The 22334-nt window shown below is 54.4% G+C and carries 27 protein-coding genes; 20 read left to right on the top strand and 7 right to left on the bottom strand.

The genetic code is table 11. From position 1 onward, the window contains the following. Positions 1-70: 70 nt before the first annotated feature. The 3 genes from PUV54_RS07455 to rpmI all read right to left on the bottom strand — a co-directional run bounded on the left by PUV54_RS07455 (position 71) and on the right by rpmI (position 1151). Positions 71-385: a UrcA family protein gene (locus tag PUV54_RS07455; RefSeq protein WP_274494990.1), complete on the bottom strand. Its 315-nt coding sequence runs from the start codon at positions 383-385 to the stop codon at positions 71-73. A gap of 199 nt (positions 386-584) precedes the next feature. Then, entirely contained in the window at positions 585-938 is a 354-nt protein-coding gene (rplT, locus tag PUV54_RS07450) for a 50S ribosomal protein L20 (protein WP_274494989.1), read from the bottom strand. 12 nt (positions 939-950) lie between these two features. Beyond that, the gene (rpmI, locus tag PUV54_RS07445) at positions 951-1151 is read right to left on the bottom strand and encodes a 50S ribosomal protein L35 (protein WP_274494988.1); all 201 of its coding nucleotides are present in this window, start codon (positions 1149-1151) and stop codon (positions 951-953) included. Positions 1152-1547: 396 nt separating this feature from the next. On the opposite strand from rpmI, the gene PUV54_RS07440 reads away from it, so the two are divergent. Genes PUV54_RS07440 through PUV54_RS07430 form a run of 3 tightly spaced genes read left to right on the top strand, consistent with a single transcriptional unit; the run spans position 1548 to position 4815 of the window. After that, the gene (locus PUV54_RS07440) at positions 1548-2525 is read left to right on the top strand and encodes an aspartyl protease family protein (RefSeq protein ID WP_274494986.1); all 978 of its coding nucleotides are present in this window, start codon (positions 1548-1550) and stop codon (positions 2523-2525) included. 2 nt (positions 2526-2527) lie between these two features. Further along, on the top strand, positions 2528-3472 hold the full coding sequence (locus tag PUV54_RS07435; protein ID WP_337999188.1) for a retropepsin-like aspartic protease: 945 nt from the start codon (positions 2528-2530) through the stop codon (positions 3470-3472). A gap of 23 nt (positions 3473-3495) precedes the next feature. Then, positions 3496-4815 (top strand): amidohydrolase family protein, encoded by a 1320-nt coding sequence (locus PUV54_RS07430; RefSeq protein ID WP_274494985.1) that lies wholly within the window; start codon positions 3496-3498, stop codon positions 4813-4815. A 16-nt stretch (positions 4816-4831) separates the two neighbouring features. Here PUV54_RS07430 and PUV54_RS07425 read toward each other — a convergent pair whose 3' ends face one another. Next, on the bottom strand, positions 4832-5290 hold the full coding sequence (locus tag PUV54_RS07425; protein WP_274494984.1) for an Lrp/AsnC family transcriptional regulator: 459 nt from the start codon (positions 5288-5290) through the stop codon (positions 4832-4834). A gap of 133 nt (positions 5291-5423) precedes the next feature. Between PUV54_RS07425 and PUV54_RS07420 the strand changes: the two genes are divergently transcribed. From PUV54_RS07420 to PUV54_RS07405, 4 genes are all read left to right on the top strand, one after another. Next, positions 5424-5696: a DUF6356 family protein gene (locus PUV54_RS07420; protein WP_274494983.1), complete on the top strand. Its 273-nt coding sequence runs from the start codon at positions 5424-5426 to the stop codon at positions 5694-5696. 21 nt (positions 5697-5717) lie between these two features. After that, a complete protein-coding gene (locus PUV54_RS07415; protein WP_274494982.1) occupies positions 5718-6728 on the top strand; it encodes a YeiH family protein in 1011 nt (336 codons plus the stop codon). A gap of 120 nt (positions 6729-6848) precedes the next feature. After that, a complete protein-coding gene (locus PUV54_RS07410) occupies positions 6849-7808 on the top strand; it encodes a hypothetical protein (RefSeq protein WP_274494981.1) in 960 nt (319 codons plus the stop codon). A gap of 6 nt (positions 7809-7814) precedes the next feature. Continuing rightward, positions 7815-8273 carry a hypothetical protein gene (locus PUV54_RS07405; protein ID WP_274494980.1) on the top strand — a complete coding sequence of 153 codons (459 nt, stop codon included), beginning with the start codon at positions 7815-7817 and terminating at the stop codon, positions 8271-8273. Here PUV54_RS07405 and PUV54_RS07400 read toward each other — a convergent pair. Then, the gene (locus PUV54_RS07400) at positions 8270-8767 is read right to left on the bottom strand and encodes a type III secretion system chaperone family protein (protein WP_274494979.1); all 498 of its coding nucleotides are present in this window, start codon (positions 8765-8767) and stop codon (positions 8270-8272) included. The genes PUV54_RS07405 and PUV54_RS07400 overlap by 4 nt on opposite strands. A gap of 167 nt (positions 8768-8934) precedes the next feature. Between PUV54_RS07400 and sdhC the strand changes: the two genes are divergently transcribed. The 5 genes from sdhC (at position 8935) to PUV54_RS07375 (ending at position 13677) form a co-directional block, all read left to right on the top strand. Continuing rightward, complete coding sequence (gene sdhC / locus PUV54_RS07395; protein ID WP_274494978.1) at positions 8935-9345, top strand: succinate dehydrogenase, cytochrome b556 subunit; 411 nt, start codon at positions 8935-8937, stop codon at positions 9343-9345. A 1-nt stretch (position 9346) separates the two neighbouring features. Further along, entirely contained in the window at positions 9347-9682 is a 336-nt protein-coding gene (gene sdhD / locus PUV54_RS07390) for a succinate dehydrogenase, hydrophobic membrane anchor protein (protein WP_274494976.1), read from the top strand. Positions 9683-9685: 3 nt separating this feature from the next. Beyond that, positions 9686-11473 carry a succinate dehydrogenase flavoprotein subunit gene (gene sdhA / locus PUV54_RS07385; protein WP_274494975.1) on the top strand — a complete coding sequence of 596 codons (1788 nt, stop codon included), beginning with the start codon at positions 9686-9688 and terminating at the stop codon, positions 11471-11473. Between the two features lie 72 nt (positions 11474-11545). Further along, positions 11546-12628: a dipeptidase gene (locus PUV54_RS07380; RefSeq protein WP_274494974.1), complete on the top strand. Its 1083-nt coding sequence runs from the start codon at positions 11546-11548 to the stop codon at positions 12626-12628. A gap of 83 nt (positions 12629-12711) precedes the next feature. Beyond that, a complete protein-coding gene (locus PUV54_RS07375) occupies positions 12712-13677 on the top strand; it encodes a hypothetical protein (protein ID WP_274494973.1) in 966 nt (321 codons plus the stop codon). 9 nt (positions 13678-13686) lie between these two features. On the opposite strand, the gene PUV54_RS07370 is transcribed toward PUV54_RS07375, so the two are convergent. Continuing rightward, a complete protein-coding gene (locus PUV54_RS07370) occupies positions 13687-14832 on the bottom strand; it encodes a TonB family protein (protein WP_274494972.1) in 1146 nt (381 codons plus the stop codon). A 207-nt stretch (positions 14833-15039) separates the two neighbouring features. Between PUV54_RS07370 and PUV54_RS07365 the strand changes: the two genes are divergently transcribed. The 4 genes from PUV54_RS07365 (at position 15040) to PUV54_RS07350 (ending at position 19138) form a co-directional block, all read left to right on the top strand. Then, a complete protein-coding gene (locus tag PUV54_RS07365; protein ID WP_274494971.1) occupies positions 15040-15876 on the top strand; it encodes a crotonase/enoyl-CoA hydratase family protein in 837 nt (278 codons plus the stop codon). A gap of 106 nt (positions 15877-15982) precedes the next feature. Continuing rightward, positions 15983-17350 carry a cell envelope integrity protein CreD gene (gene creD, locus PUV54_RS07360; RefSeq protein ID WP_274494970.1) on the top strand — a complete coding sequence of 456 codons (1368 nt, stop codon included), beginning with the start codon at positions 15983-15985 and terminating at the stop codon, positions 17348-17350. Positions 17351-17389: 39 nt separating this feature from the next. Then, positions 17390-18217 (top strand): succinate dehydrogenase iron-sulfur subunit, encoded by an 828-nt coding sequence (locus PUV54_RS07355; RefSeq protein ID WP_274494969.1) that lies wholly within the window; start codon positions 17390-17392, stop codon positions 18215-18217. 6 nt (positions 18218-18223) lie between these two features. After that, positions 18224-19138 carry a hypothetical protein gene (locus PUV54_RS07350; RefSeq protein ID WP_274494968.1) on the top strand — a complete coding sequence of 305 codons (915 nt, stop codon included), beginning with the start codon at positions 18224-18226 and terminating at the stop codon, positions 19136-19138. A 40-nt stretch (positions 19139-19178) separates the two neighbouring features. Here PUV54_RS07350 and PUV54_RS07345 read toward each other — a convergent pair whose 3' ends face one another. Further along, entirely contained in the window at positions 19179-19883 is a 705-nt protein-coding gene (locus PUV54_RS07345; protein ID WP_274494967.1) for a hypothetical protein, read from the bottom strand. Positions 19884-20042: 159 nt separating this feature from the next. On the opposite strand from PUV54_RS07345, the gene PUV54_RS07340 reads away from it, so the two are divergent. The 4 genes from PUV54_RS07340 to arsB are packed head-to-tail and all read left to right on the top strand — an operon-like array spanning position 20043 to position 22328. Continuing rightward, on the top strand, positions 20043-20372 hold the full coding sequence (locus tag PUV54_RS07340) for an ArsR/SmtB family transcription factor (protein WP_274494966.1): 330 nt from the start codon (positions 20043-20045) through the stop codon (positions 20370-20372). Continuing rightward, entirely contained in the window at positions 20372-20809 is a 438-nt protein-coding gene (locus PUV54_RS07335; protein WP_274494965.1) for an ArsI/CadI family heavy metal resistance metalloenzyme, read from the top strand. The genes PUV54_RS07340 and PUV54_RS07335 overlap by 1 nt, the downstream gene beginning before the upstream one ends. Positions 20810-20827: 18 nt before the next feature. Then, on the top strand, positions 20828-21268 hold the full coding sequence (locus PUV54_RS07330) for an arsenate reductase ArsC (RefSeq protein WP_274494964.1): 441 nt from the start codon (positions 20828-20830) through the stop codon (positions 21266-21268). Positions 21269-21290: 22 nt separating this feature from the next. Continuing rightward, positions 21291-22328, top strand: a complete 1038-nt coding sequence (gene arsB / locus PUV54_RS07325; RefSeq protein WP_420797925.1) for an ACR3 family arsenite efflux transporter — start codon at positions 21291-21293, stop codon at positions 22326-22328. Positions 22329-22334: the final 6 nt, after the last annotated feature.

Here is a 22334-nt window from a genome sequence, read left to right as displayed (position 1 = left end):
CTGACTTCCATATAAAGAGCGGGCCCCTTTGTCGAGGGGCCCGCTCTTCATGTTCGAGTAAGATGAGCTGTTAGCGCGAGGCAACCTTGGTATTTGGCCTGTCAACGGCCGCGTATGCCGTCAGCAATGGCGCATCAATCTGCTCTATAGCTGCTGCGACGACGTCATCCACGCAACCTTCTATTTGGTAACGACGGAATTCTGAATCCCTTAGTTCCGCCCGGCAGAAATCGCGCGCCTCACCTGCGATATGCTCATAAAGCGAGGCAACGGCTGTAGGGCTCTGAAGGTCAGCCCGGTCAAACCCGATCCGCAATTCTCCAGCCAGCGCTGGGGTTAATGCAGCAATCAGTGTGGCGGCGGCGATCATTGTATGTTTCAGCATGGGTCTCTCCTAAATGTTGGTTTGCCCGGCGTTTTCGCCGTGGCGCATGTCTTTCTAGCAAAAGTTTACCCAAAATGATAGTCAAAAATACTAAACACTTTAAAAAAATATAGTAGTTTTTCTAATAGGTTTTCATCCCCAAACACGAAAAAGCGCGCCACAAAGGCGCGCTTTAAAACTGAATGATTTCAATGGATTGCTACAGGGCTGCTTTGGCTTTTTCAGTCAGCGCCTTGAACGCTTCCGGCTCTTTTACGGCAATATCGGCAAGAACCTTGCGGTCAACTTCAATGCCAGCCTTGGTGAGCCCGTCGATAAACCGGGCGTAGGTAAAGTCCAGCTCGCGGCAAGCGGCGTTGATCCGCTGAATCCAGAGAGAACGGAAATTACGCTTGCGAGCGCGGCGGTCGCGATAGGCGTACTGGCCGGCTTTTTCCACAGCCTGGTTGGCGACGCGGAACGTATTTTTGCGGCGGCCGTAATAGCCTTTCGCTTTCTTGATGATCTTGCGGTGACGGGCGTGGGCGGTAACGCCCCGTTTTACACGTGACATATCGAGGCCTCCTTACCGGTTATAGGGCATGTATTTTTTGACGATTTTCGCGTCAGGGTCAGAAAGCACGTCCATCCCCCGGTTCTGGCGGATTTGCTTGGGCGTGCGCTTGATCATGCCGTGACGTTTGCCGGCGACGCCGGCTTTGACTTTGCCGGAGGCAGTCATTTTAAAGCGCTTTTTCGCGCCTGATTTGGTCTTCATCTTGGGCATTTCGTTTTTCCTACTTATTCCCCATGAAATTTGGGGGCCCTTTCGGGCGTGCAACAACACCGCCAAGGCATGCCATTCCCGAATTCGGGGCCCGGCGGCTGGTTCGAAGGCGCGGGTTATACCCCGCGCGATCCATAAAACAAGGGGTTTTAACAAACGACCGCCCAAGAAATTAAACGCCAATCACAGCCCTCACCGTTTCAGAAGACCGTCTGGAATTCTGTTTTGGCCCACGACTGGCCGTCTTCTACCCGTCAAAGCCCTTCACTTTCGCGAGATACAAGCAAACCCGGCAACGACAAGGGACCGTCCGCTAGTGACAGCATTGGGTTGGGACGACAAAATAAGCATGATGAAGCAGAAGCTTTAATCTGCACCGAGGGAGGGCGGCTAGGCATGGCGAACTGGGCGACCAGTATAACAGGCGTGATTCTGGGCGTGTGCGTCCTTACATCTTGCGCGACAACCGAAGCCCCGATTTATGGCGGACCGGCAAGCCAAGCGCCTGTCGCTGAAGCCCCCTATCGTATGGATTATCAAGGCTGGCTTACTGTTGATGCGTACGTCAACGGCGAGGGCCCTCATGATTTCATTGTTGATTCGGGCGCAACCATCACCGCCGCATTTGCAAACCTTGCCGGCACGCAGCAATTTCAGCCAGCAAATCGTGAGCCCATTCAAATTCTAGGGCTTTCCGGCGCACGCGCGCTGCCAGCTTATGAAATCGGCGAAATCTCAGTGTCCGGCGTTTCTCTAACAGATCATGTCGGCGTCATTTTGCCGGACTGGGATCCGCCCGCCAGACCGCCTCAAGGTGTTTTAGGGCTAGATCTGCTCTCGCGTTACAAACCACTGATCAGCCATGACGAACGCACCATTAAACTCTATGACCCAGCCGCTATTCCCGACCACAATATGGAAGGATGGACCAGCGCGCCCCTAATTCCTCTTTATACTGATGATGAGTCGAGGCCGCTTTACCAAACCGTTATCAATATTAGAGGCGCTGAAATACCTTGCATTGTTGATCTAGGCGCTTCCGGCACAGTCTTCAATGTTTCCGCCCTGAGGCGAATGACAGGGGGTGTTCATATCAATAGCTCTCGACGGCGAGGCATCCGTACCGGAACGCGCATTCAAGGAATTTTTGACAACCCCGATATTGCAGCGAGTATTAACATCGCACGCCTACAAATCGGACAGGCGTCATGGCTTGACCGCACGGTCATTGTATATGACGCGCAAATTTTCAGGGATATGGGCATAAACCGTGGCCCATTCTGCCTGCTGGGCGCCGATATCCTGGCGGATCGCAGCGTAATGCTCGATTTTCAAAACGAGCGAATATTTATTGAGCGAAGGCGTCGGGGGTAACCATGCAACCTATACCCCTGACCGGGGTGTTGATGTTGCTGTCATTGATCTCACAGCTTGGTCTTTCAGGCTGCGCGACAACACCAGCGGCAGTCACCCCAACCCATCCGATAGCATCTGTTCAAGTTTCTTATGGATATAATGGCCGGCCCGTCATTCCCATATCTGTTAATGGCGACGGTCCTTATGAGTTTATCCTGGATACGGCCTCCACAAAAACCGTCATATTCGAGAACTTAAGGCGCAAGACTGAGCTCCCTTCAACGCCTTCCTGCTGCATGAATGTCTTCAGCCTGACTGCAGTCAACCGGCAGCCGGTTATTCAGATCGATTCCCTTGCTATCGCCAATCATGAAATCGCGTTCTTGCCCGTGGTTGTTTTTGAAGATTGGGCTACGCAGGAAAAAACGCCTCAAGGTGTTTTAGGTTTAGACGTGCTGAGCGAATTTCTCATTCATTACGACGAGGACTCGCAAACGCTTCATTTTTATGACTCTGGGGCGTTGCCAGCAGAAATTTCAACCGATCAATGGTTCTATGCGCCGCTGAAACAAAACTCTTTTGATTTTGATGGCCTTTTTCTTTTTCATTTCAATGCAGAAGTCGGGATGGGTCATGCGTTTCCTCTGCTTCTTGATACGGGTGCAGAAATATCCCTTGGCAACTTCCCGCTGCTGGATATGATCCCGACCATAAAGCGCCAGGCTCCTGCCATCACCGATATGGCCGATCAGCAAATAGAAACCGTGGAGCTCAGATTTTACAATATGCGCGCAGGCGGCGTTCGCTGGGATTACGGCTCCATTTACATCACTGATGCACAAATTTTTCCAACGCTTGGTTATGGCGACAGGCCGCTTGCTCTAATCGGATTTGACCTGCTCGGCGCGCGCTCCTTTGCCATAGATTTTAAAAACCTCGGTTTTTATGTAAAAGTTGAACCTTAGGGGCAGCCAACAGGACATTTGAAATGAAAAATTACCTGCAAGCACTTTTCACAGCCGTCGCATTGTTTTTGAGCACAGCCGCGCAAGCCGCTGATATTGTCATTGTCCATGCTGGACGGCTGCTTGCTGTACCTGGCGGCGAAGTGGCGCAAGAACAGACAGTCATTATCAATGGCGGCGTTATTGAGCGTGTCGCCGATGGTTACCTGAGCGAAACCGAAATTGACTCTGGCGAAGAAGACACCGTTACAATTCATAACTTGAGAGATTACTTCGTCATGCCCGGCTTCATCGATGGGCACGTGCATATCACCAGCGAGAGCAACCCGCAAAGCCGACTGCAACGGGTTCAGATGTCCGGCGCCGATGTCGCCATTAGAAGCGCCGGTTTTGCAAAAAAGACTCTGATGGCGGGATTTACCAGCGTCAGAGATTTGGGCGCCGGCACGACTGATGCAGTTTTTGCCCTGCGCGACGGCATAGCCCGCAACGATATTGTGGGACCGCGTATTTTTGCGGCTGGTTCAGGCATGTCTGTTACGGGCGGTCATGGCGACGGCACCCAAGGTTATACGGATGAGATTGCCCATATCCTTCATTCCACTGGCGTTTGCGACGGCGTCGCCGAATGCCGAAAGGCTGTGCGCGAACAGGTCCGCCGCGGCGCTGACCAGATCAAACTCACAGCGACAGCCGGCGTCATGTCAAACACGGCCGCAGGTCTTGAACAGCAGTTTTTCGACGATGAGCTAAAGGCTATCATGGATACAGCCCATTCGATGGGGCGGCGGGCGACCGCGCACGCACATGGCGTCAACGGCATCAATGCCGCGCTGCGCGCCGGTGTCGATTCGATTGAACACGGCACCTATCTCGACAATGAATCAATCCGTTTGTTCAAACGTAATGACGCTTTCCTTGTGCCTACCATCCTTGCAGGCATTACCGTTGCCGAATGGGCTGAGGATCCGAACTCGTTCCTTTTACCGCCACAAAGGGCAAAAGCTGCTGAAGTGGGCCCGAAAATGCTGGACATGGCGCGCCGCGCTCATGAAGGCGGCGTCAAGATCGCCTTTGGTACGGACAGCGGCGTATCCAAACATGGAGAGAACGCCCGTGAGTTCAGCCTTCTGGTGCAAGCAGGCATGACGCCGATGGAAGCTATCCGGTCCGCAACTGTTATCGGCGCCGCCAATCTCGGCCAATCCGATACCCTTGGTGCAATCACTCCTGGAAAATATGCCGACCTGGTGGCTGTGGACGGCGATCCGCTTACGGATATTCGAGAGCTGGAAGATGTCGATTTTGTTATGAAGAACGGCGTCGCGTATAAAACGCCGTGAAACTGAAAAAAGCGTTTCAGGCGTAATCGAGCGGCAGTTCGGTAGTCGTCTTCAGCGTTTCCATGGAAAAGCTCGAACGAACGTCGGAAAAATCTGCGGCTGAGATGAGCTTTTTGTAGACCTTGTCGAAACGTTCCATGTCGGGGCAAACCACCTTCATCAAGTAGTCGGTTTCACCGCTCATCCTGTGCAACTCGATCACTTCGGGTATGCGCCGAACGGCCTCGGCGAATTTCTTCAGCCAAGCCTCATTGTGCTGCGCCGTCTTGACCATGACGAAGGCGGTGAGGCGTAAGTTCAAGGTTTCAGGCTCGGCCAAGGCCACCCGGGCGCGGATAAATCCGTCCTCTTCCAGCTTCTTGATCCGCCGCCAGCACGGCGTCTGTGATAAGCCGACCGATTCGGCGATTTCACTCACAGGCGTCGAAAAATCGCGCTGTAATATCGCCATTATTGCTTTATCGATACGGTCCATTCTAATAAATTTATATTTATTAGAATATTTTTTCAATGATTAGTTTTTCTATCTGGCTGTATAGAAAAATATTTCACGTTTCCGGCTGTAAACTATTTGTGAGCGGCAACAGCCTGAAGAGGACTTCACCACCATGATCAAACGCGCCTTTACCGAGCACCCGGCTAGCGTCGGAGAGAGCTACACCCAGCACATGGGCATGGCGTTCGGGTTTGGCGCGAAGATGGTGACGGCGGGGTTCGCCTGCCTTCTTCACGGCATCTTTCCATTCTTATTCAAGTGCACGGGACGTAATTGCATTGAAGAGCTGCATAATCGCATGGTGACCCACCGCGACAAGCGCAATTGCGCCGAAACCATGCCCGCAGTTGAAGGCGTGCAGAAACACCTACAAGCTGCGGAATAGACAACCTTTCATTCGCAAACAATGACAAGCGCAATTGTGGAGAAGGCGCGCAGTTTTGCGCCAGGCGTTTTGATCGCTGCAACTGTTGCGATGGCGTCGCTTTTCATCGCGTCACGCTATGGCGGGCCAGTCATGCTCTACGCGATCCTCTTTGGTATTGCGTTTAACTTTCTCAGCGACGATGAAAAATGCGCGCCAGGCATCCAGTTCGCGTCCAAACGGGTTTTACAGCTTGGCGTCATTTTGCTCGGCGCATCAGTGACGTTATCTGAGATTGCGGAACTCGGCTGGGCGACGGCGCTGCTTGTTGTTGCCGGTGTTGCAACAACTATCAGCGTCGGATGGATGATAGGCCGAGCGAACGGACTTACGAATGCTCATGCAACATTATCAGCCGGCGCCGTCGCTATCTGCGGCGCTTCTGCAGCCATGGCGATTTCATCTGTACTGCCGCAAACAAAAGACAGCGAGCGAAACCTTATCCTTACTGTCGTCGGGGTCACAACGCTTTCGACCATCGCCATGGTGGCGTACCCGCCCCTGACACACACGCTTGGATTCACTGACATGCAAGCGGGCGTCTTTCTCGGCGCCACCATCCACGACGTCGCGCAGGTGATTGGCGCAGGCTACATCGTTTCTGACGAAGCCGGCGCTGTCTCCGCCGTCGTAAAGCTGATGCGCGTGACTTTGCTCGCGCCAGCCGTGTTCATTATCGCCATGTTGTTTGCTCGCAACACCGCGAATGCCGACGCCACAGGCCGCGCGTTTCCGATATTCCTGCTGGGCTTTGCCGCCCTGATGGCGGCGAACAGCTTTGGGGCGATCCCTGAAAATTGGAGCGACAGCATTGCCGGCGCATCCCGCTTTTGCCTGATCACTGCGGTTGCCGCACTCGGCGTCAAAACATCATTAAAGAAGCTAATTGATGTGGGGCCAAAACCGATCACCGCCCTGATCCTTCAGACCTTGTGGCTCGCTGCTTTTGCGACCGCCGCCGTGTTCATTTTCTCGGGATACCTGCCGCGCTGATCCACTCAAATTTTTTGGTTAGCGAAGCGTTAATACGCCCATCCCGCGCAAATTCCTTTCCGTGATTTTAACCTCATCCTGTCACAGTGCCCGCCGATATTACGCTGGGAGTTTATCGTTATGTCTGATCAGTCTTTGCAAACCCGCCTCGCCGCCATTGGCGCCGACGGTTTTGTTTCCGCTGATGAGGTGCTTTTCATGCGCCGCACGGTGTTTTCAGACGGCGTTGTCTCGCCTGAGGAACTCGATGCGCTGTTTGACCTTGGCGATCGGGCGCAGGATGGCGATGCCGAATGGTTCCAGTTTTTCGCTGAAGCCGCTGCTGATTTTTATCTTCGTGAGGAAGAACCCCAGGGATATCTGACGCCGGATGAATTTCAGTCTTTGAAGGCCCGCGTCACCCGCAACGGCTTCGCCAATCCGCTTGAACTGGCGTTGATGGTCAAGCTGATGGAAACGGCGGAAATGACGCCGCCGGAAATGTCGGCATTTGTCGGCGAGCAATTCAAGAACCATATTCTCGGCAAGGAAGACGGCCCGGTAGTTTCTAAGCAGGATGCTGTCTTGCTGCGCCGCTATCTGTTCGCGGCTGGCGGCGACGGCAATGTCGCCATCACGAGGCGCGAAGCCGAACTACTGTTCGACATCAACGATGCAACCGAAAACGCACGTAACAACCCCGCATGGACGGAACTTTTCGTACAAGGCGTGATCAATCACTTGATGGCGCATCTTGGATATAAAGCGCCAAGCCGCGAGGAAGCATTCCGCCGCAACGCCTGGGCCAAGGACCAGTCCGTGAATGTCGGCGGCTTCTTTAAGCGAATGGTTTCAGGCGGCGTTGGTGCAGTCATCGACGCCTACTCGCAAAAGCCGGTGCAGAGCGAACATAACGCAACAAGAGAGCGTGACGCCGCTATCGCTGCAGACGTAACGGAAAACGAAGCCGATTGGCTCGCGGCGCGTATCGGCCGCGACGGCGCCTTTGACGTGAATGAACGCCGGCTGTTGGAGCGCATGCGGGATCTTGAAAAAGAGCTGCCGGAAGGACTTAAAGCGCTACTTGAGCGGGCGGCCTAGCGTGTCATGGAAAGCGTTGGCAAAATAGTTGTCGCTATTATTGCCGGCATCGGCGGCTTTGTAGCAATGAATCTATGGGGACCCTTTAGCGGCCCTGCCTTCGATTACCCCACGGCGACCATAGATCAAAAGCAAGCTTACCTTGAACGCAAAGCAAAGAACTTTTCACGTGGATTCAGGCTGACAGCCGGCAGCAAAGCCGAAATTTCCAAAGTCCATGTTGAGGCTGAATATGATCTCGTCAGTATAAGCGTACAGCTAAAAGATCCGAATTTCCGTAATGTCCCGTCGAGTGAAATCGAGAAGTTTCGCAAGTTGATCCTGAAAACCTCCTGCACGCTTACCGAACGCAAACTTCTTACACAGACTGCGTTCAAGCTGAGGGTTCGCTACTTTCACACAGACGGGTCGAGGTTCATGTCCACAGAAGCTAGCAGAGACAATTGCGCCTCATATCTGAACTAGCTCGATGGCTCACCTGCCTGGAATTTCGAAACAAATGCCGAAATTACATCCGCCCAGCGCGAGATGTTTTCTGACAAGTGATCTTCACTGACGCCGCCATTGAGTTCGATCACGTAATCAACGCCGACTTCATTTGTGCCCTGAAGCACATAGGCGCGGCCGAAGACCTGACTGTCGTTAAACCCGTTGACAATCCGATAATCAGACGGAGCGACATCGCGGCCAAGCTTGAAGTTCGCGAAGAAGACCAGCGTTTCGCAGGAAGCAGGCGAGCCTGAACAGGAAAGCGCGCGCACGTAAAAATCAAACTGTCCGGCGCGCCCGGTGGCGACCGGCGCACCGGTTTGCGCATCACTCATCATGCTGGGACCGAGATCGGCGTCGCTAAGAATGCTCTCAAGCTGATCGGCTGTGACCGAATCCAACAGTTGTGCTGAGGCTGGCGCCGTCATCATTACCGCCGCCGCCATGCCCGCTATGATCGCCTGCTTCATCCCCGAACCCCTGTTTACGTAGTTTTGTTACTAAATAGCATGACCGAAAAGCCCCCGCTTTGGCAATGGCGCGGGCGGAAACCAAGCCGCTTGGTCGCGTTGACTTGAAAATGGCGCGGCCTATGTTCGCCAAAATCGTCTCAACGCCTCAAACTTCAGGGGTTTTCATGGCTAACAGCGCGTCCGGCTCTCTCCAGCGCCCGGTTTCTCCGCACCTGCAAATCTGGCGTTTTACCGTCACCATGGCGGCGTCGATCACCCACCGGGGGACAGGCATGGTCCTTTATGGCGGATCGCTCCTGCTCCTTGTCTGGCTATACGCCCTCGCCTTCAGTCCGTCGCTTTACGCCAGCGTCGCCGGTTTCGTGACAACGCCCATCGGCTTCATCATTGTCGCCGGTTATGTCTGGGCGCTGTCATTTCACCTGATGAATGGTCTCCGCCATCTTTATTGGGATTACGGTCGAGGCCTCGCCATCAAAACGGCGACCATGACCGCCTGGCTGATCTACGGCGCCTCGATCCTGCTTGCGGCGATCATCCTGCTCATCGGATATAACGCAATAGGAGCGGCGTAAGATGGCGCATAAAGGCACATCCACATTTATCATGCAGCGCTTTACCGCGGCGCTGATGATCCCGCTCGCCATCTGGTTTTTGATCAGCGTTGTTTCTCATCTTGGCGCAGACTATGCCGCCGCCAGGGCCTGGGCCGGGCAATGGTGGAACGGTTTGCTGCTGGCGCTTTTTGTCTCGGTCGGCGCGTGGCACATGCGCATCGGCCTTGAAGAGATTATCGCCGACTACATCCATGGCGGGATCAAAAAAACGCTTTCGGCCCTGAACTGGCTGATCGCCATCAGCGTCATCGCCGGCGCGCTCTGGTCCGTTTACAATATTTCATTTGCAGGCTGAGTAATGACTGACAGTTACGAAATCGTCGATCATGAATATGATGTTGTTGTTGTCGGCGCAGGCGGCGCGGGCCTTCGCGCGACATTGGGCGCGGCGCAAGCCGGACTAAAAACCGCGTGCGTGACGAAAGTCTTCCCGACCCGCTCACACACTGTTGCGGCGCAGGGCGGCATCTCCGCCGCGCTTGGCAATATGTCAGAAGACGATTGGCGCTGGCATATGTACGACACCGTCAAGGGTTCGGACTGGCTCGGCGACCAGGACGCCATTGAATATCTCTGCAAGAACGCGCCGGCAGCCGTTTACGAGCTTGAACATTGGGGCGTTCCTTTCAGCCGTACTGAAGAAGGCAAAATCTATCAGCGTGCTTTCGGCGGCATGACGAAAAACTATGGCGAAGGGCAGGTGCAGCGCACCTGCGCCGCCGCAGACCGTACGGGCCACGCGATCCTGCACACGCTTTATGGACAGGCCGTCAAAAACAACGCCAAGTTCTTTATCGAGCATTTCGCACTTGACCTCATCATGTCCGATGAAGGTGAATGCCGCGGGCTTTTGAGCTGGGAACTCGATACCGGAATCATTCACCGCTTCTCGGCCAAGATGGTGGTGCTCGCGACTGGCGGTTACGGACGCGTCTATTTCTCCTGCACCTCTGCGCATACCTGCACTGGCGACGGCAACGCTATGGTCCTGCGCGCGGGCCTTCCCTTGCAGGACATGGAATTTGTACAGTTCCACCCCACCGGCATTTACGGCGCAGGCGTGTTGATCACCGAAGGATCACGCGGCGAAGGCGGATACCTCACCAATTCCGAAGGCGAGCGTTTCATGGAACGCTACGCCCCGTCAGCGAAAGACCTCGCCTCTCGCGATGTCGTCTCGCGCTCCATGACCATTGAAATTCGCGAGGGGCGCGGCGTCGGTCCGAACAAGGACCATATCCATCTCAATCTCAACCACCTCGATCCGAAAGTGCTGGCGGCGCGTTTGCCCGGCATTTCGGAAAGCGCGAAAATTTTCGCTGGCGTCGACGTGACCAAAGAACCAATTCCGGTTCTGCCTACCGTCCATTACAATATGGGCGGCATCCCGACGAACTACCACGGCGAAGTGGTCACAAAGCGCGGCGATGATACTGATGCAGTTGTGCCGGGCCTGATGGCGATCGGCGAAGCGGCGTGCGTTTCCGTGCACGGCGCCAACCGTCTCGGTTCGAACTCACTGATTGATCTTGTGGTTTTTGGCCGTGCAGCCGGCTTACGCTGCGGTGAAGTCGTTAAATCAGACGGCGCCAATGCAGACCTGCCCAAGGCAGCGACTGATGAAGCCCTGGCCCGCCTCGACAAGTTCCGTCACGCAAAAGGCGGCACGCCAACAGCGGCTTTGCGGGCGCAAATGCAATCTGTCATGCAGAATAACTGCGCCGTCTTCCGCACCGGCGATGTGCTGGAGGAAGGCCGCGAGAAGATCAACGAGGTTCATTCCGCCATGCCGGATATCGGCGTTACCGACCGCTCGCTGATCTGGAACACAGACCTCGTCGAAACGCTGGAATTCGACAATATGATCGGCCAGGCGATCGTCACCATGGAAGGCGCTGCAAACCGGAAAGAGAGCCGCGGCGCCCACGCCCGCGAGGACTTTCCCGACCGCGACGACGCCAACTGGATGAAACACACCGCCGCGTGGTTCGCGCAAGGCAAGGCGACCATCGACTATCGCCCGGTGCACAACTTCACCCTCACCGACGAGATCAAATATATCGAGCCGAAAAAGCGGGTTTATTGAGCCTAAACCACTCTTTTTGCCAATCAAGGCAAAATTAATTAGCCTCTCTGGCAAAACCAGAGGGGCTTTTTCATGCAATACACAAGACGCGACGCCATCAGCCTTGGCGCGGCTGCAGCCGTAACATTCTCAACTTCCAGAGCAGCGGAATTGCCGGGCAAACTCAAGCGCCTTTACGACAACGCGCTGGTAATCGACGCCCTTTCCTTCGCCAGGGACTGGGATGACGTAGAATATGAGGCCGTACAACAATCGGGCTACACAGGCATTATTACGAGCCTTAACCGCCGCGACTTACAGACAGCCATTGATGAGCTTGTAACCTGGCGGACACGCGTTGAGGAATACCCAGACCGTTACATGATCGCACTGGAGGCGCGCGATTTTGAAAGGGCGAAGCGCGAGAAAAAACTCGCCGTGATGATGAATTTCCAGAACGCTACTATGCTCGAGGGCGATGTTGATAATGTGGACGCTCTCCACGCACTCGGCATGCGCTGTTTTCAACTTACTTATAATTCGCGCAACCGCCTCGGCGACGGGTCAACGGAGCGCACGAATGTCGGCCTCTCCGATTTCGGCATCGAAGTTGTGGAACGCATGAACAAGCTCGGCGTGCTTGTCGATCTTTCCCATTGCGGACGGCAGACGACCCTCGACGGGATTGAGTTTTCAGAAAAGCCTGTAGCAATCACCCATTCGATGATCGAAAAGTTCCGGCCCGGCCATCCGCGCGCTAAAGTCGATGAGCAGATAAAAGCGCTTGCAGACAAAGGCGGCGTTTTCGGCGTCGCTGCTCTCGGTTATTTTATCGGCACCGACCCCGGCGGCGAAACAACCATCGAGACTTATGCGGATCATATCGAGCACGCTGTAAATGTCGCCGGCATTGAACATGTGGCGCTATCAACCGACTTCCCCGTGCGCGGCATCGCAAGCTGGGCTACCAAAGAAGACTGGTATGAGCCGCGTCTTAAGTCTTTCAAACCTAGCTATGACGTGAAGTGGCCGCCCTATATTCCAGAACTCGATACGCCCGACCGCTTCCGAAATCTGCTTGTGGTTCTTGACCGTCGCGGCTGGAAAACGCGCGATCTTGAGCGCCTTCTTGGAGAAAACTGGATGCGTCTGTTCCGGGATGTGTTTGGCAATTAGTGCATTAATGCTAAAAGACTTAAATGCGGAACTGGCGCACAGGCTGCGTTAGTTTCCTTTATTGCGCAATTGTGGAGGCCGCCATGCAGAAACGGTACGCCGGATTTGTGTGTTTCCTACTATCTCTCTCGTTAGAAGCCGCCTTCGCACAAAAAGAAGTCATCGACGCAATAGCCGATACCGATTATCGTCATGAATTTGAACCATTACAAAAACAGCATCACACGCGCGTTCTGATCGACCGATATCATAAAACAATCTATACGAACGAAGGCTTCGCCACGGGCGCACACGCCATGCTCGAAATCATGGATCGTGACAGGTTTTCAGTTGACTACGCGGAAGAAGCGTTATCTCAAGACATCTTGGCTCAGGCCGATATCCTGATTATTCACGGGCTACCGAATGACAAAATCGCGCTTGAAAATGGCGGTGTGTTCTGGAAATCACCGCTTTCCGATAGTGAAATCGATTCCATCGTAAAGTTTGTCGATAGCGGCGGCGGTCTTTACCTTAGCCTCAGCCACTTCCCTAACGGCAGCGGCGCACTGCCTTTGCTGGAAGCTTTTTCCGTAAAGTTTCGCGACGGATACCTTTACAGCAAAGAGTATCCAAGCTTCACAGATCCTGAAAACGGCCGATGCTCGCATTATTTCGGCATGTCAGAAGACGACAATACGCTGAATGTGGATCACCCTCTGATCAGGCACGGTCTTCCCGTCAGAAAAGTCGACTATCATTGCGGCGCAGCCATCTTTCGTAATCCTGAAGACGTTGTGCTGCAGTTTCCGGCCGGTTCCGAGAACTATAACAAGGATAATACGTTCAGCGAAGCGTCGGGTTACTACGCTGGCATGATCGGATTTGAATTTGGAAAAGGGAAAGTTGTCGTCGCTGCTGATCAAGGCATGTTCAGGAATTTCATTTTTACTTTTGACACCAACGAAAAGGTTTATGTCACTATCACGAGCCCAGATAACGATAACGCCAGTCTCTTCATCAACATGATGCGATGGCTATCGCCAAAGATTTCGCGCGAAAGCAGATAAGCAGACGTTTTATTTTCGAAAATTGATCGTTGCTGTTTTACCAGCGTCTATGACAGCTGCGTTGCTGATCGTGCGTGGATTGAAACGCCACCTCAAGAGCGTATCGATTGCTTCCTGATTGAAGCAGCTATTGGTTGTCGATGAGACCCGCGCTGCTGTGGGGCGGCCAGCCGGCGTAATATCAAAACGTATGGTGACGCTTTCCACCGGGGCGGCTCTGCGCGCGCAACGTTCCGGATAGGCGGGGGCGAATGATCTTAACAACCTCGATTCGATGACAACGGGCTCTGCCGGCGCTTCACGTTCGGGAACAGGCTGCGTTCTGCGCGGTAAAGGGCGTGCTGTCTCTGCCGACTGTAAGCTTCGCGTCTGTTCAGGCGGAACAGGTTCCGGCTCGCTTCTCAATGGGGCGTTATTTATTTGTTCATCGCCAGTCGCAGCACTCTGAACGGCTTGCTCTATCTCGCCCGTTGCCGGCTCTTCGCTTATTGCTTCTGGTGCGCCATCCGCAAGAGCGACCTCTTCCTCTTGAACAGTTAGACGATCGGGCGGCTCGTTTATGACTGCCGTTTCAGCAGAAGTCTCTTCGGCTTGAGCCTGGACCGGCGAGGCGGTGACCGAAGGTCTTGGCGTCGGGGCTGTCACCGGCGTGTCACCGAGGCGCACCCGCGGCTCATCCTGACGTGCAGCATTTACAGAAGCATCACGCCCGCCGCCGGTAACCTGAAACATCACCCAGATCGCAAAGGCAAGGATAGCGATCACCGCAAAAGCCGACACGACCCGGATCCCTTCTCCGCCCGTCGCAGACAAGTTGGATTCAGCTGCGATTGACGAAAACGCACCCGACGTCGGCGATCCAAGCTCTTCGCGAAAGCGTTTCGCAACAGTCTCCGCATCGAGCTGCAAAAATCGGGCGTAGGCTTTGACAAATCCGATTGTGTAGGGCAGCGGCGGCAACAGGTCAGCGCGCATCGCCTCTATCGCCTGAAGGTGTGCGACCTTTACCTTGGTGGCGTCGCTCGCCTCTTCAATGCTGACGCCCGCCGCCGCTCTGGCCGAAGCCAGAAAATCGCCTGTTGTCTCGCCGTCATTGGCCGCCGCCGCTCTTGGGGCGTTGAAGTTAAAAATCTCTGCGGCCTTATCCTGCGCCATGAATGACTATTCTCTACTCAACTCCCGCGGCAGCGCTCATGCGTGTTCAGCGCTTGCGCATTCATTCCATACCCTTGCCAACTGCGAAGCATATTTCACGCCAAAACGACGCCCTATCTATCTATACTGCGCTTCGCTATTGGCTTTAAACAGCATATCACGGAAAACCAGAAGGTCAGAGTCTGATCCAGCAGGAAGCGGGTTATTATGGGATATGACTGTTTCAATCTCGAAATCACTGATGGAATCGCCCATTTGCGATTTTCCAGACCCGATAAATTCAACTCATTCATTCCCGAATTCTGGCGGGAATTGCCAGACGCCATTAACGATATTTCAGACAACGCTAAGGCGCGCGTAATTGTTCTGTCAGCGGAGGGAAAACACTTCACGGCTGGCATGGATATTTCGGTATTCATGTCAGGCGCGCTGGATGCGCCGCCGGAAAACCGAGAAGTCGCCTCCGAAGCCTTTCGTTATCACGTGAGGGCCTTGCAGGACACCTTTACAGCGCTTGAGAAGGCCCGCCAGCCAGTGCTTGCCGCGATACAGGGCGGTGCGGTTGGCGCCGGGGTCGATCTAGCCACCGCGTGTGACTGCCGATACGCCAGCGCCGATGCTTTTTTCTGCGTCCAGGAAACCGCCATCGGCATGACCGCCGATGTGGGCACGTTCCCGCGGCTTGCGAAAGTCATCTCCGAGGGTTGGGCGCGGCAGATGGCCTATACGGCCGAGCGCGTGCCGGCAGTGAAAGCAAAGGAAATCGGCCTCGTCAACGAAGTGTTCGAAAGCCACGAAGCGCTGCTTGCGGGCGTCCTGGAAATTGCAGCTAAGATCGCCGCCCATTCGCCCCTTGCTGTCACTGGCTGCAAACAGATGATCAATTACGCTCGCGACCACTCCACCGCCGACACGCTTGACTATATCGGCTTGTGGAACGCCGCCATGCTGCGCTCCGAAGACATCAAGGAAAGCTACATCGCAAAGTCTGAAAAGCGTAAGGCTTCCTTCAGCGACCTCTCTCCGGTCAAGAAGTCGCTTTAATCCGGCCCCGGAATTTCCCTGAGCACGCCGCCGATACGCCCCGAAAGCGACACGGAACTGCGGCACCTCCCCTGCGCAAGGGCGAGAAACGCAACAGGGGAATTCCATGGAAATAAAAATGCCTGGCGGCGGCCGGTCATTCGGACTGAAACTAATCCTTGTTGGCGCGCTGGCTTTTCTTTTATGGCTGCCCGCAATGCTGGTTTACGGGCTTGTCTTTGAGCGCTCGACGCGTGCGGACGAAGTTCGCCGCGACATTTATGAACGCGCCGGGGGCGAGCAATCCATCAGCGGCCCGGTCATTATCGCGCCGGCAACCGTTGAAACAGGCAAACGCAAATCAGATGGCGAACCTGTTTTGGAAACGGTGTTTTTCACCTTCACGCCAAAAGAGTTGTCCATCGACGCCGCCATAGACGCGAGTCAGCGACGGCGATCGCTTTACGAAGCGACCGTCTATGACGCCGATATTATCATGACAGGAAAGTTCGAAGCGTTGGCGCCGCCAGCATGGCCGAACGATATTCAGAAAATTCATTGGGACTGCGCCATCCTAGCCCTCAAGCTTGGCGACAACAGCGCCCTGAAAGGCATCCGCAACACGCCAACGCTTGTCATTAACAACAAACCACATGACGGCGCGTTCGAACCTGGCGTCATGCTTACCGCAACGGGACGATATAACAGCGAGATTTCACAAACAGCGCCGGGCATCAGCACGGGCTTGCCGATTACGGCGCCGGAGCAGGGATTTCAGTTTCAACTTGTTGCGCCCATGTCAGGCGGCGGGAGCTTATATTTTTCACCCGTCGGGGAAGAGACAAGCGTCACCATGCGTGCGAACTGGCCGGACCCAAGCTTTCAGGGCGCCTATTTGCCCGATACGCATAACATTACCGCAGAGGGCTTTGTTGCCGAGTGGCGCATTCCCTATCTTGCACGCAATCTGCCACGTAGCTTTGCCGTCGAGGGCGGGCTGACCGCGCTTGATGCAGGCAACAGGTTTGGCGTCGTCCTGATCGATGCGGCGAGCCCCTATCAAAGCGTCAACCGGGCGCTCAAATACGCGCTCATGTTTTTAGGCGCCGTCTTCCTGACCTTCTTCATCTTCGAGGTCATGACCAATGCCCGGGCGCATCCGGCGCAATATATTCTCCTCGGCCTTGCGCAGGTGATTTTCTATCTTCTTGTGCTTGCATTTTCCGAGCATTTCGGCTTCGAGGCGGCTTTTTTCGGGTCTGCAGCCGCGACAGTACTCCTCTCCAGCGCCTATGCTGCGACGGTCTTTCACAGCTTTTTGCGGGGATTGATCGCGCTTATCGCCTTTTCAGGCGCTTACGGGCTGATATATCTTCTCATGAAGTCGGAGGATTACGCCCTCCTAATCGGGTCCGTCACGGCATTCGGCGCAATTGCGCTGACCATGTACGTCACCCGCCATCTGGACTGGTACGGCGCGCGCAAACCTGCGTAAAGCAAGCCTGTCCCAGCGCAAAAAGGTCGAACGCAAGACATGGTCGAACTGACGCTCCCGAAAAACTCCAAGGTCAACAGGAACGGCAAGACCTATGCCGCAAAGGATGGCGCGGAGAACACCCGCACTTTCCGCGTCTACCGCTACGATCCGTCAACGCCGGATAACCCGAGCGTCGACACATACGAAGTCGATGTCTCCAATGTCTCAATGGTGCTTGATGCGCTGATCAAGATCAAAAACGAGATGGATCCTACATTATCGTTCCGGCGCTCCTGCCGGGAGGGCGTGTGCGGGTCATGCGCCATGAACATCAACGGCGCGAACACGCTTGCCTGCACAAAAGGCATGGATGAACTGGGCAACGGCGATGTCAGCGTCTATCCGCTGCCGCACCAGCCGGTGGTGCGCGACCTCGTCACCGATCTTTCTAAGTTTTATGAGCAACATGCCTATATCGAGCCTTATCTGCAGGCGAAAACAGACGACCCGGAAACCGAATGGCGTCAGTCGCCTGAAGATCGCGCAAAACTCGACGGGCTTTACGAATGCATTCTCTGCGCATGCTGTTCGACGTCATGCCCTTCCTATTGGTGGAACGGAGACAAGGACGGCAAAGATGAATATTTGGGACCGGCAGCCCTGCTGCAGGCTTATCGCTGGCTCGCTGACAGCCGCGACCAGCTTGATAATGAACGCCTCGACAAGCTGGAAGACGAGTTCAAGCTTTATCGCTGCCATACCATCATGAACTGCACGCAAGTTTGCCCAAAACATCTGAACCCCGCAAAAGCTATCTCCGACATCAAACGCATGATGGTGAACCGGCCGGACAAGAAGACGCCTGAAAAACAGGCGGCGGAATAAAACTAAGTGGCCGACCTTTCCGAACATTTCGGACCGGTCGGCGAATTCTTTATTCTGGCTTTTGGACTTTTCCTGCTGTTAGCGATCTTTCCCGGGCCGAGACAGCGCGCAATTTCTCTCTTAAAATCCTGCACTATAGGCGTTTCCAAGCTTTACATGAAAGCGAACCATAAAAGCGCAACCATGTCTCGCTGGAATGCCGCGCTTGGCATGATTTTCCGACAACAACGAGACCTTCTATTTATTGTCATTGCATTCATAGCGTTTGAGTATTTTCTGAGGTGGTACGACAGTTTTATTGTCTCAACTTTCATTTCCCCAGATCCAGGGAATTTTGCTGATGGATACGAGACCAGAGAAAGGCTGTACTTGCAGCATCACTATTCCAAGCTCGTGCTTAGCTATGCCGGATACGCGATGTTCGGCTGGCTGGCCTTCCAACGCGCAAGCGGGGAAAGCTACGAGACGGCGGCGGGGTATCAACCATTCTATTTACTGGCGGCATTTAGCCTTTGTTTGACGGGCTTTGACCTCATCACAACATCCTTGCACCCAAACTTGTTTCTCTTTGTCGAGTCATGGCTCGAAGAACCAACTGCGTTGATTACGAATTTCGGGGTTTTATTATTTGGCGCATTTATCAGCTTTTTAGGCGCTATAATTTTTGCAGGTCGAACTACACCCAGAATTCACGCAACGGTTTTTTCAGCATTTTTCGGCTACTTCGCGCTGATGCAAATCTTGGAGTGGAGCATTCTATTCATTTTTCGCACACCCGCAGGACCTAATATACCGCTATGGGTAAGCATCTTTGGATATCATTTGTATAGATTCACTCATATCTGCCTAATGAGTATTATTGCTGTCGCCTGTGCTATTGTGCTTGCAGGCGCCAATGAACAACGAGCATCACATCGATAAAAGTTTTAAGCGACCATCTGATTTGTGGGTTGCATACGGATTATTTGCCAGCCGCTTCTTCATAGCGTGAGAACGCCATTATCTTTTGCCAAATCTTACGCGACAGCGCCGTGGCGAGTTGTTCAATGTCGCCGGCGCCGGCGATTACTTCCGGGTCTTTAACGCTCTGCGCAAAGAGCGCGGCGAGCTTGCCCGTCAATGACAGCATTTCCGAACAATAATCGAGATATCGCTCAAGGAGTACGCCTGTCAGTACTCTTGGCGGTGAAGATGGCGTTGCCGCGAGCGCGTGACGGTATGGGTCCTTGGTCAGTTGATGCATATCTATGACATGGGCGATGGACCGTAACTCATGGAGATAATCGAGCGCCTTGTTGCGTTTCCAATGCTGCTCCTGGCGGGTGATGGTCATTAGGCCAATGACCAACAGGACGGCGAGATTCATGGTCGGCTCCAGAACCTGCACAAGGCTGGCGGGTTTCCACTCGAGCCCTTCGGAGATCAGCCCCGAGATCAGCATAAGAAACACCGCGCCGCCGAGCGCCCAAACAGCGTATATCCCCGCCTTCATCCTCGGCGAAGTCTCTTTGAGGCGTTCCGCATCGATAGCACAGCGCCGGGCGGTTTGGGAAAGCTCTTGCGCCACCTCGACCAACCCGGCCTCCGGGAAACGCTCGCGGACCCGCTTTTCCAGCTTGTCGATGGTCTCAATGACCTTCTCAGCGCTTAACGTACGGTAAGGCATCAACGGCGATCCAATGTTAGCTGAATGTCGATATGCGCCGATAGGCCTGTTCGCTTCCGGGCCGCCACACCTAATTGTCCGGCCTAACCCTCACTTACAATTTGGCGCACGCAAAAATTAACGCTTTACATGATTTGATATTTCGATATATATGAAAATATGGAAATTAAAGAGGCAACACAGCTATTTTCAGCCCTTTCGCAGGAGTCGCGACTGGCAACGGTCAAACACCTGATCAAGCTCGGCCCGCGCGGCGCGCCGGCAGGGGACGTTGCCAAAGCCCTGGATGTCCCCGCGCCGACCATGTCCTTCCACCTGAAAGAGCTTGAGCGGGCCGGCCTGATCCATGCCCGTCGCGAGGGCCGAAAAATTATCTACGCCGCCGACTATGGGGGCCTGCGCGAACTCATCGACTTCCTGCTCGCCGATTGCTGCGGCGGCGATAAGCGGTTGTGCGGCCCCTACGTCATCATGAAAGAGAGCGCCTGATGAAAAAAATGCATATCCATATCAATGTCGATGACCTTGATGCATCGATCAAATATTACACCGCCCTTTTCGGCGCCGAACCGACCCGGCGCGAATCCGACTACGCTAAATGGCTACTCGACGATCCCGCCGCCAATGTGGCGATCTCAAACCATAGGCGCAAAGCAGGCGTCGATCATGTGGGCATCTCGCTCAATTCCCGCGAAGAGCTGGATGTTGTCGCTAACCGCCTGCAAGGGGCTGAGGCGCCGCTGACGCCACAGGAAGACGCTACCTGCTGCTACGCCAAAAGCAACAAATACTGGTCTCACGATCCGCAAGGTGCCGTCTGGGAACTATTTCACACATTTGGCGACTCGGACACTTATGGAGAAAGCGGAGAAAATCCTGAACATGCTGCATCAAGCAATAATGCTTGCTGCTCGCCAGCTTCATAATTGCCGCTAGCACCACAAATGAAAAACATTCTGTTTTTGTGCACCGGCAATTCGGCGCGCTCAATAATGGCCGAAGGTTATATGAACCACGCCGGCCGCGGACGCTGGCGCGCATGGTCTGCCGGCTCAACGCCAACTGGCAAGGTAAACCCTTTCGCGATCGAAACGCTCGTCGTTCATGGAATCGAACCGCCAGAGGACGCACGCTCAAAAACCTGGGACGAGTTCGCGGCGCCTGACGCGCCCGTCATGAACGCCGTCGTCACTGTTTGCGATAATGCCGCGAGCGAGGTTTGCCCGATCTGGCCGACAAGAGACGGCGAGGTGCTGAAGAAACTCCACTGGAGTTTTCCAGACCCGGCCGCGGCTACAGGATCAAACGAAGAAATACGCGCAGCGTTCGCTGCCGTCTTCGATGATATCCGCACACAGATCGACGCATATCTCAAGCAATCCTAAACTCAGCTTAGAGGGAAAAGCCTTGCCCATCTTTGAACGATATTTGTCGCTGTGGGTTGCACTGAGCATCGCGACAGGCATTGCGCTCGGCAAGCTCATGCCTGGCCTGTTTAGTTTGTTGGCTTCCTGGCAAGCCGCAAACGTAAATTTCGCCGTTGCGATACTCATCTGGGCGATGGTCTATCCGATGATGATCGGCGTTGATTTCGCCAGCTTGAAACGGATAGGAAGCCGGCCAAAAGGGCTTGCCGTCACCCTTGTTGTAAACTGGCTCATAAAACCTTTCACTATGGCAGCGCTTGGCGTGATTTTCTTCAAGCATGTGTTCGCCGGCCTCATTCCACCGCAAGACGCCGAAGGTTACATCGCAGGACTCATACTGCTCGGCGCAGCACCGTGTACTGCGATGGTGTTCGTCTGGTCGCAACTCACCCGAGGGGACCCCACATATACGCTCGCGCAGGTCAGCGTGAATGATGCAATCCTGGTCGTTGCCTTTGCGCCCCTTGTCGCTTTGCTGCTTGGTATTGTTGAGATTTCGGTGCCGTGGGAAACGCTTATTCTTTCCGTGGGGCTTTACGTCGTGATCCCGCTTATTGCCGGCGCCGCCACTCGCAATGCGCTCAGCAAACGCGGAGGCGCAAAAGCAATTGACAACTTCACCGCCCGGTTAAAACCGTATTCCATCATTGGCCTTCTGGCGACGGTGGTGTTGTTGTTCGGCTTTCAGGGACAGGTGATCCTCGATCGGCCGTTAATTATCGCCCTGATCGCCATTCCCCTCTTCATCCAGTCATACGGCATATTCGCCATCGCGTATGCCGCTGCCTGGGCGTGGCGCATCCCTTTTAATATCGCGGCGCCGTGTGCGCTGATTGGCACATCTAACTTTTTCGAACTTGCCGTTGCGGTCGCTATCAGTTTGTTCGGGCTTGATTCCGGCGCAGCGCTCGCCACCGTGGTTGGCGTTCTTGTCGAAGTTCCCGTGATGCTGTCACTTGTCGCCTTCGCCAACGCCACCCGGGGACGCTTCCCTGTAGATGAGGTCCAAAATCAATAGCGCCCG

The organism is Hyphococcus flavus (assembly GCF_028748065.1).
Classification (GTDB): Bacteria; Pseudomonadota; Alphaproteobacteria; order Caulobacterales; family Parvularculaceae; genus Hyphococcus; species Hyphococcus flavus.
This window is presented reverse-complemented; position numbering and strand designations above follow the sequence as displayed.

Excerpts from the sequence above, each read along its gene's own strand:
- PUV54_RS07455 (WP_274494990.1), bottom strand. The coding sequence starts at position 385 with ATGCTGAAACATACAATGATCGCCGCCGCCACACTGATTGCTGCATTA.
- rplT (WP_274494989.1), bottom strand. The coding sequence starts at position 938 with ATGTCACGTGTAAAACGGGGCGTTACCGCCCACGCCCGTCACCGCAAG.
- rpmI (WP_274494988.1), bottom strand. The coding sequence starts at position 1,151 with ATGCCCAAGATGAAGACCAAATCAGGCGCGAAAAAGCGCTTTAAAATG.
- PUV54_RS07440 (WP_274494986.1), top strand. The coding sequence starts at position 1,548 with ATGGCGAACTGGGCGACCAGTATAACAGGCGTGATTCTGGGCGTGTGC.
- PUV54_RS07435 (WP_337999188.1), top strand. The coding sequence starts at position 2,528 with ATGCAACCTATACCCCTGACCGGGGTGTTGATGTTGCTGTCATTGATC.
- PUV54_RS07430 (WP_274494985.1), top strand. The coding sequence starts at position 3,496 with ATGAAAAATTACCTGCAAGCACTTTTCACAGCCGTCGCATTGTTTTTG.
- PUV54_RS07425 (WP_274494984.1), bottom strand. The coding sequence starts at position 5,290 with ATGGACCGTATCGATAAAGCAATAATGGCGATATTACAGCGCGATTTT.
- PUV54_RS07420 (WP_274494983.1), top strand. The coding sequence starts at position 5,424 with ATGATCAAACGCGCCTTTACCGAGCACCCGGCTAGCGTCGGAGAGAGC.
- PUV54_RS07415 (WP_274494982.1), top strand. The coding sequence starts at position 5,718 with ATGACAAGCGCAATTGTGGAGAAGGCGCGCAGTTTTGCGCCAGGCGTT.
- PUV54_RS07410 (WP_274494981.1), top strand. The coding sequence starts at position 6,849 with ATGTCTGATCAGTCTTTGCAAACCCGCCTCGCCGCCATTGGCGCCGAC.
- PUV54_RS07405 (WP_274494980.1), top strand. The coding sequence starts at position 7,815 with ATGGAAAGCGTTGGCAAAATAGTTGTCGCTATTATTGCCGGCATCGGC.
- PUV54_RS07400 (WP_274494979.1), bottom strand. The coding sequence starts at position 8,767 with ATGAAGCAGGCGATCATAGCGGGCATGGCGGCGGCGGTAATGATGACG.
- sdhC (WP_274494978.1), top strand. The coding sequence starts at position 8,935 with ATGGCTAACAGCGCGTCCGGCTCTCTCCAGCGCCCGGTTTCTCCGCAC.
- sdhD (WP_274494976.1), top strand. The coding sequence starts at position 9,347 with ATGGCGCATAAAGGCACATCCACATTTATCATGCAGCGCTTTACCGCG.
- sdhA (WP_274494975.1), top strand. The coding sequence starts at position 9,686 with ATGACTGACAGTTACGAAATCGTCGATCATGAATATGATGTTGTTGTT.
- PUV54_RS07380 (WP_274494974.1), top strand. The coding sequence starts at position 11,546 with ATGCAATACACAAGACGCGACGCCATCAGCCTTGGCGCGGCTGCAGCC.
- PUV54_RS07375 (WP_274494973.1), top strand. The coding sequence starts at position 12,712 with ATGCAGAAACGGTACGCCGGATTTGTGTGTTTCCTACTATCTCTCTCG.
- PUV54_RS07370 (WP_274494972.1), bottom strand. The coding sequence starts at position 14,832 with ATGGCGCAGGATAAGGCCGCAGAGATTTTTAACTTCAACGCCCCAAGA.
- PUV54_RS07365 (WP_274494971.1), top strand. The coding sequence starts at position 15,040 with ATGGGATATGACTGTTTCAATCTCGAAATCACTGATGGAATCGCCCAT.
- creD (WP_274494970.1), top strand. The coding sequence starts at position 15,983 with ATGGAAATAAAAATGCCTGGCGGCGGCCGGTCATTCGGACTGAAACTA.
- PUV54_RS07355 (WP_274494969.1), top strand. The coding sequence starts at position 17,390 with ATGGTCGAACTGACGCTCCCGAAAAACTCCAAGGTCAACAGGAACGGC.
- PUV54_RS07345 (WP_274494967.1), bottom strand. The coding sequence starts at position 19,883 with ATGCCTTACCGTACGTTAAGCGCTGAGAAGGTCATTGAGACCATCGAC.
- PUV54_RS07340 (WP_274494966.1), top strand. The coding sequence starts at position 20,043 with ATGGAAATTAAAGAGGCAACACAGCTATTTTCAGCCCTTTCGCAGGAG.
- PUV54_RS07335 (WP_274494965.1), top strand. The coding sequence starts at position 20,372 with ATGAAAAAAATGCATATCCATATCAATGTCGATGACCTTGATGCATCG.
- PUV54_RS07330 (WP_274494964.1), top strand. The coding sequence starts at position 20,828 with ATGAAAAACATTCTGTTTTTGTGCACCGGCAATTCGGCGCGCTCAATA.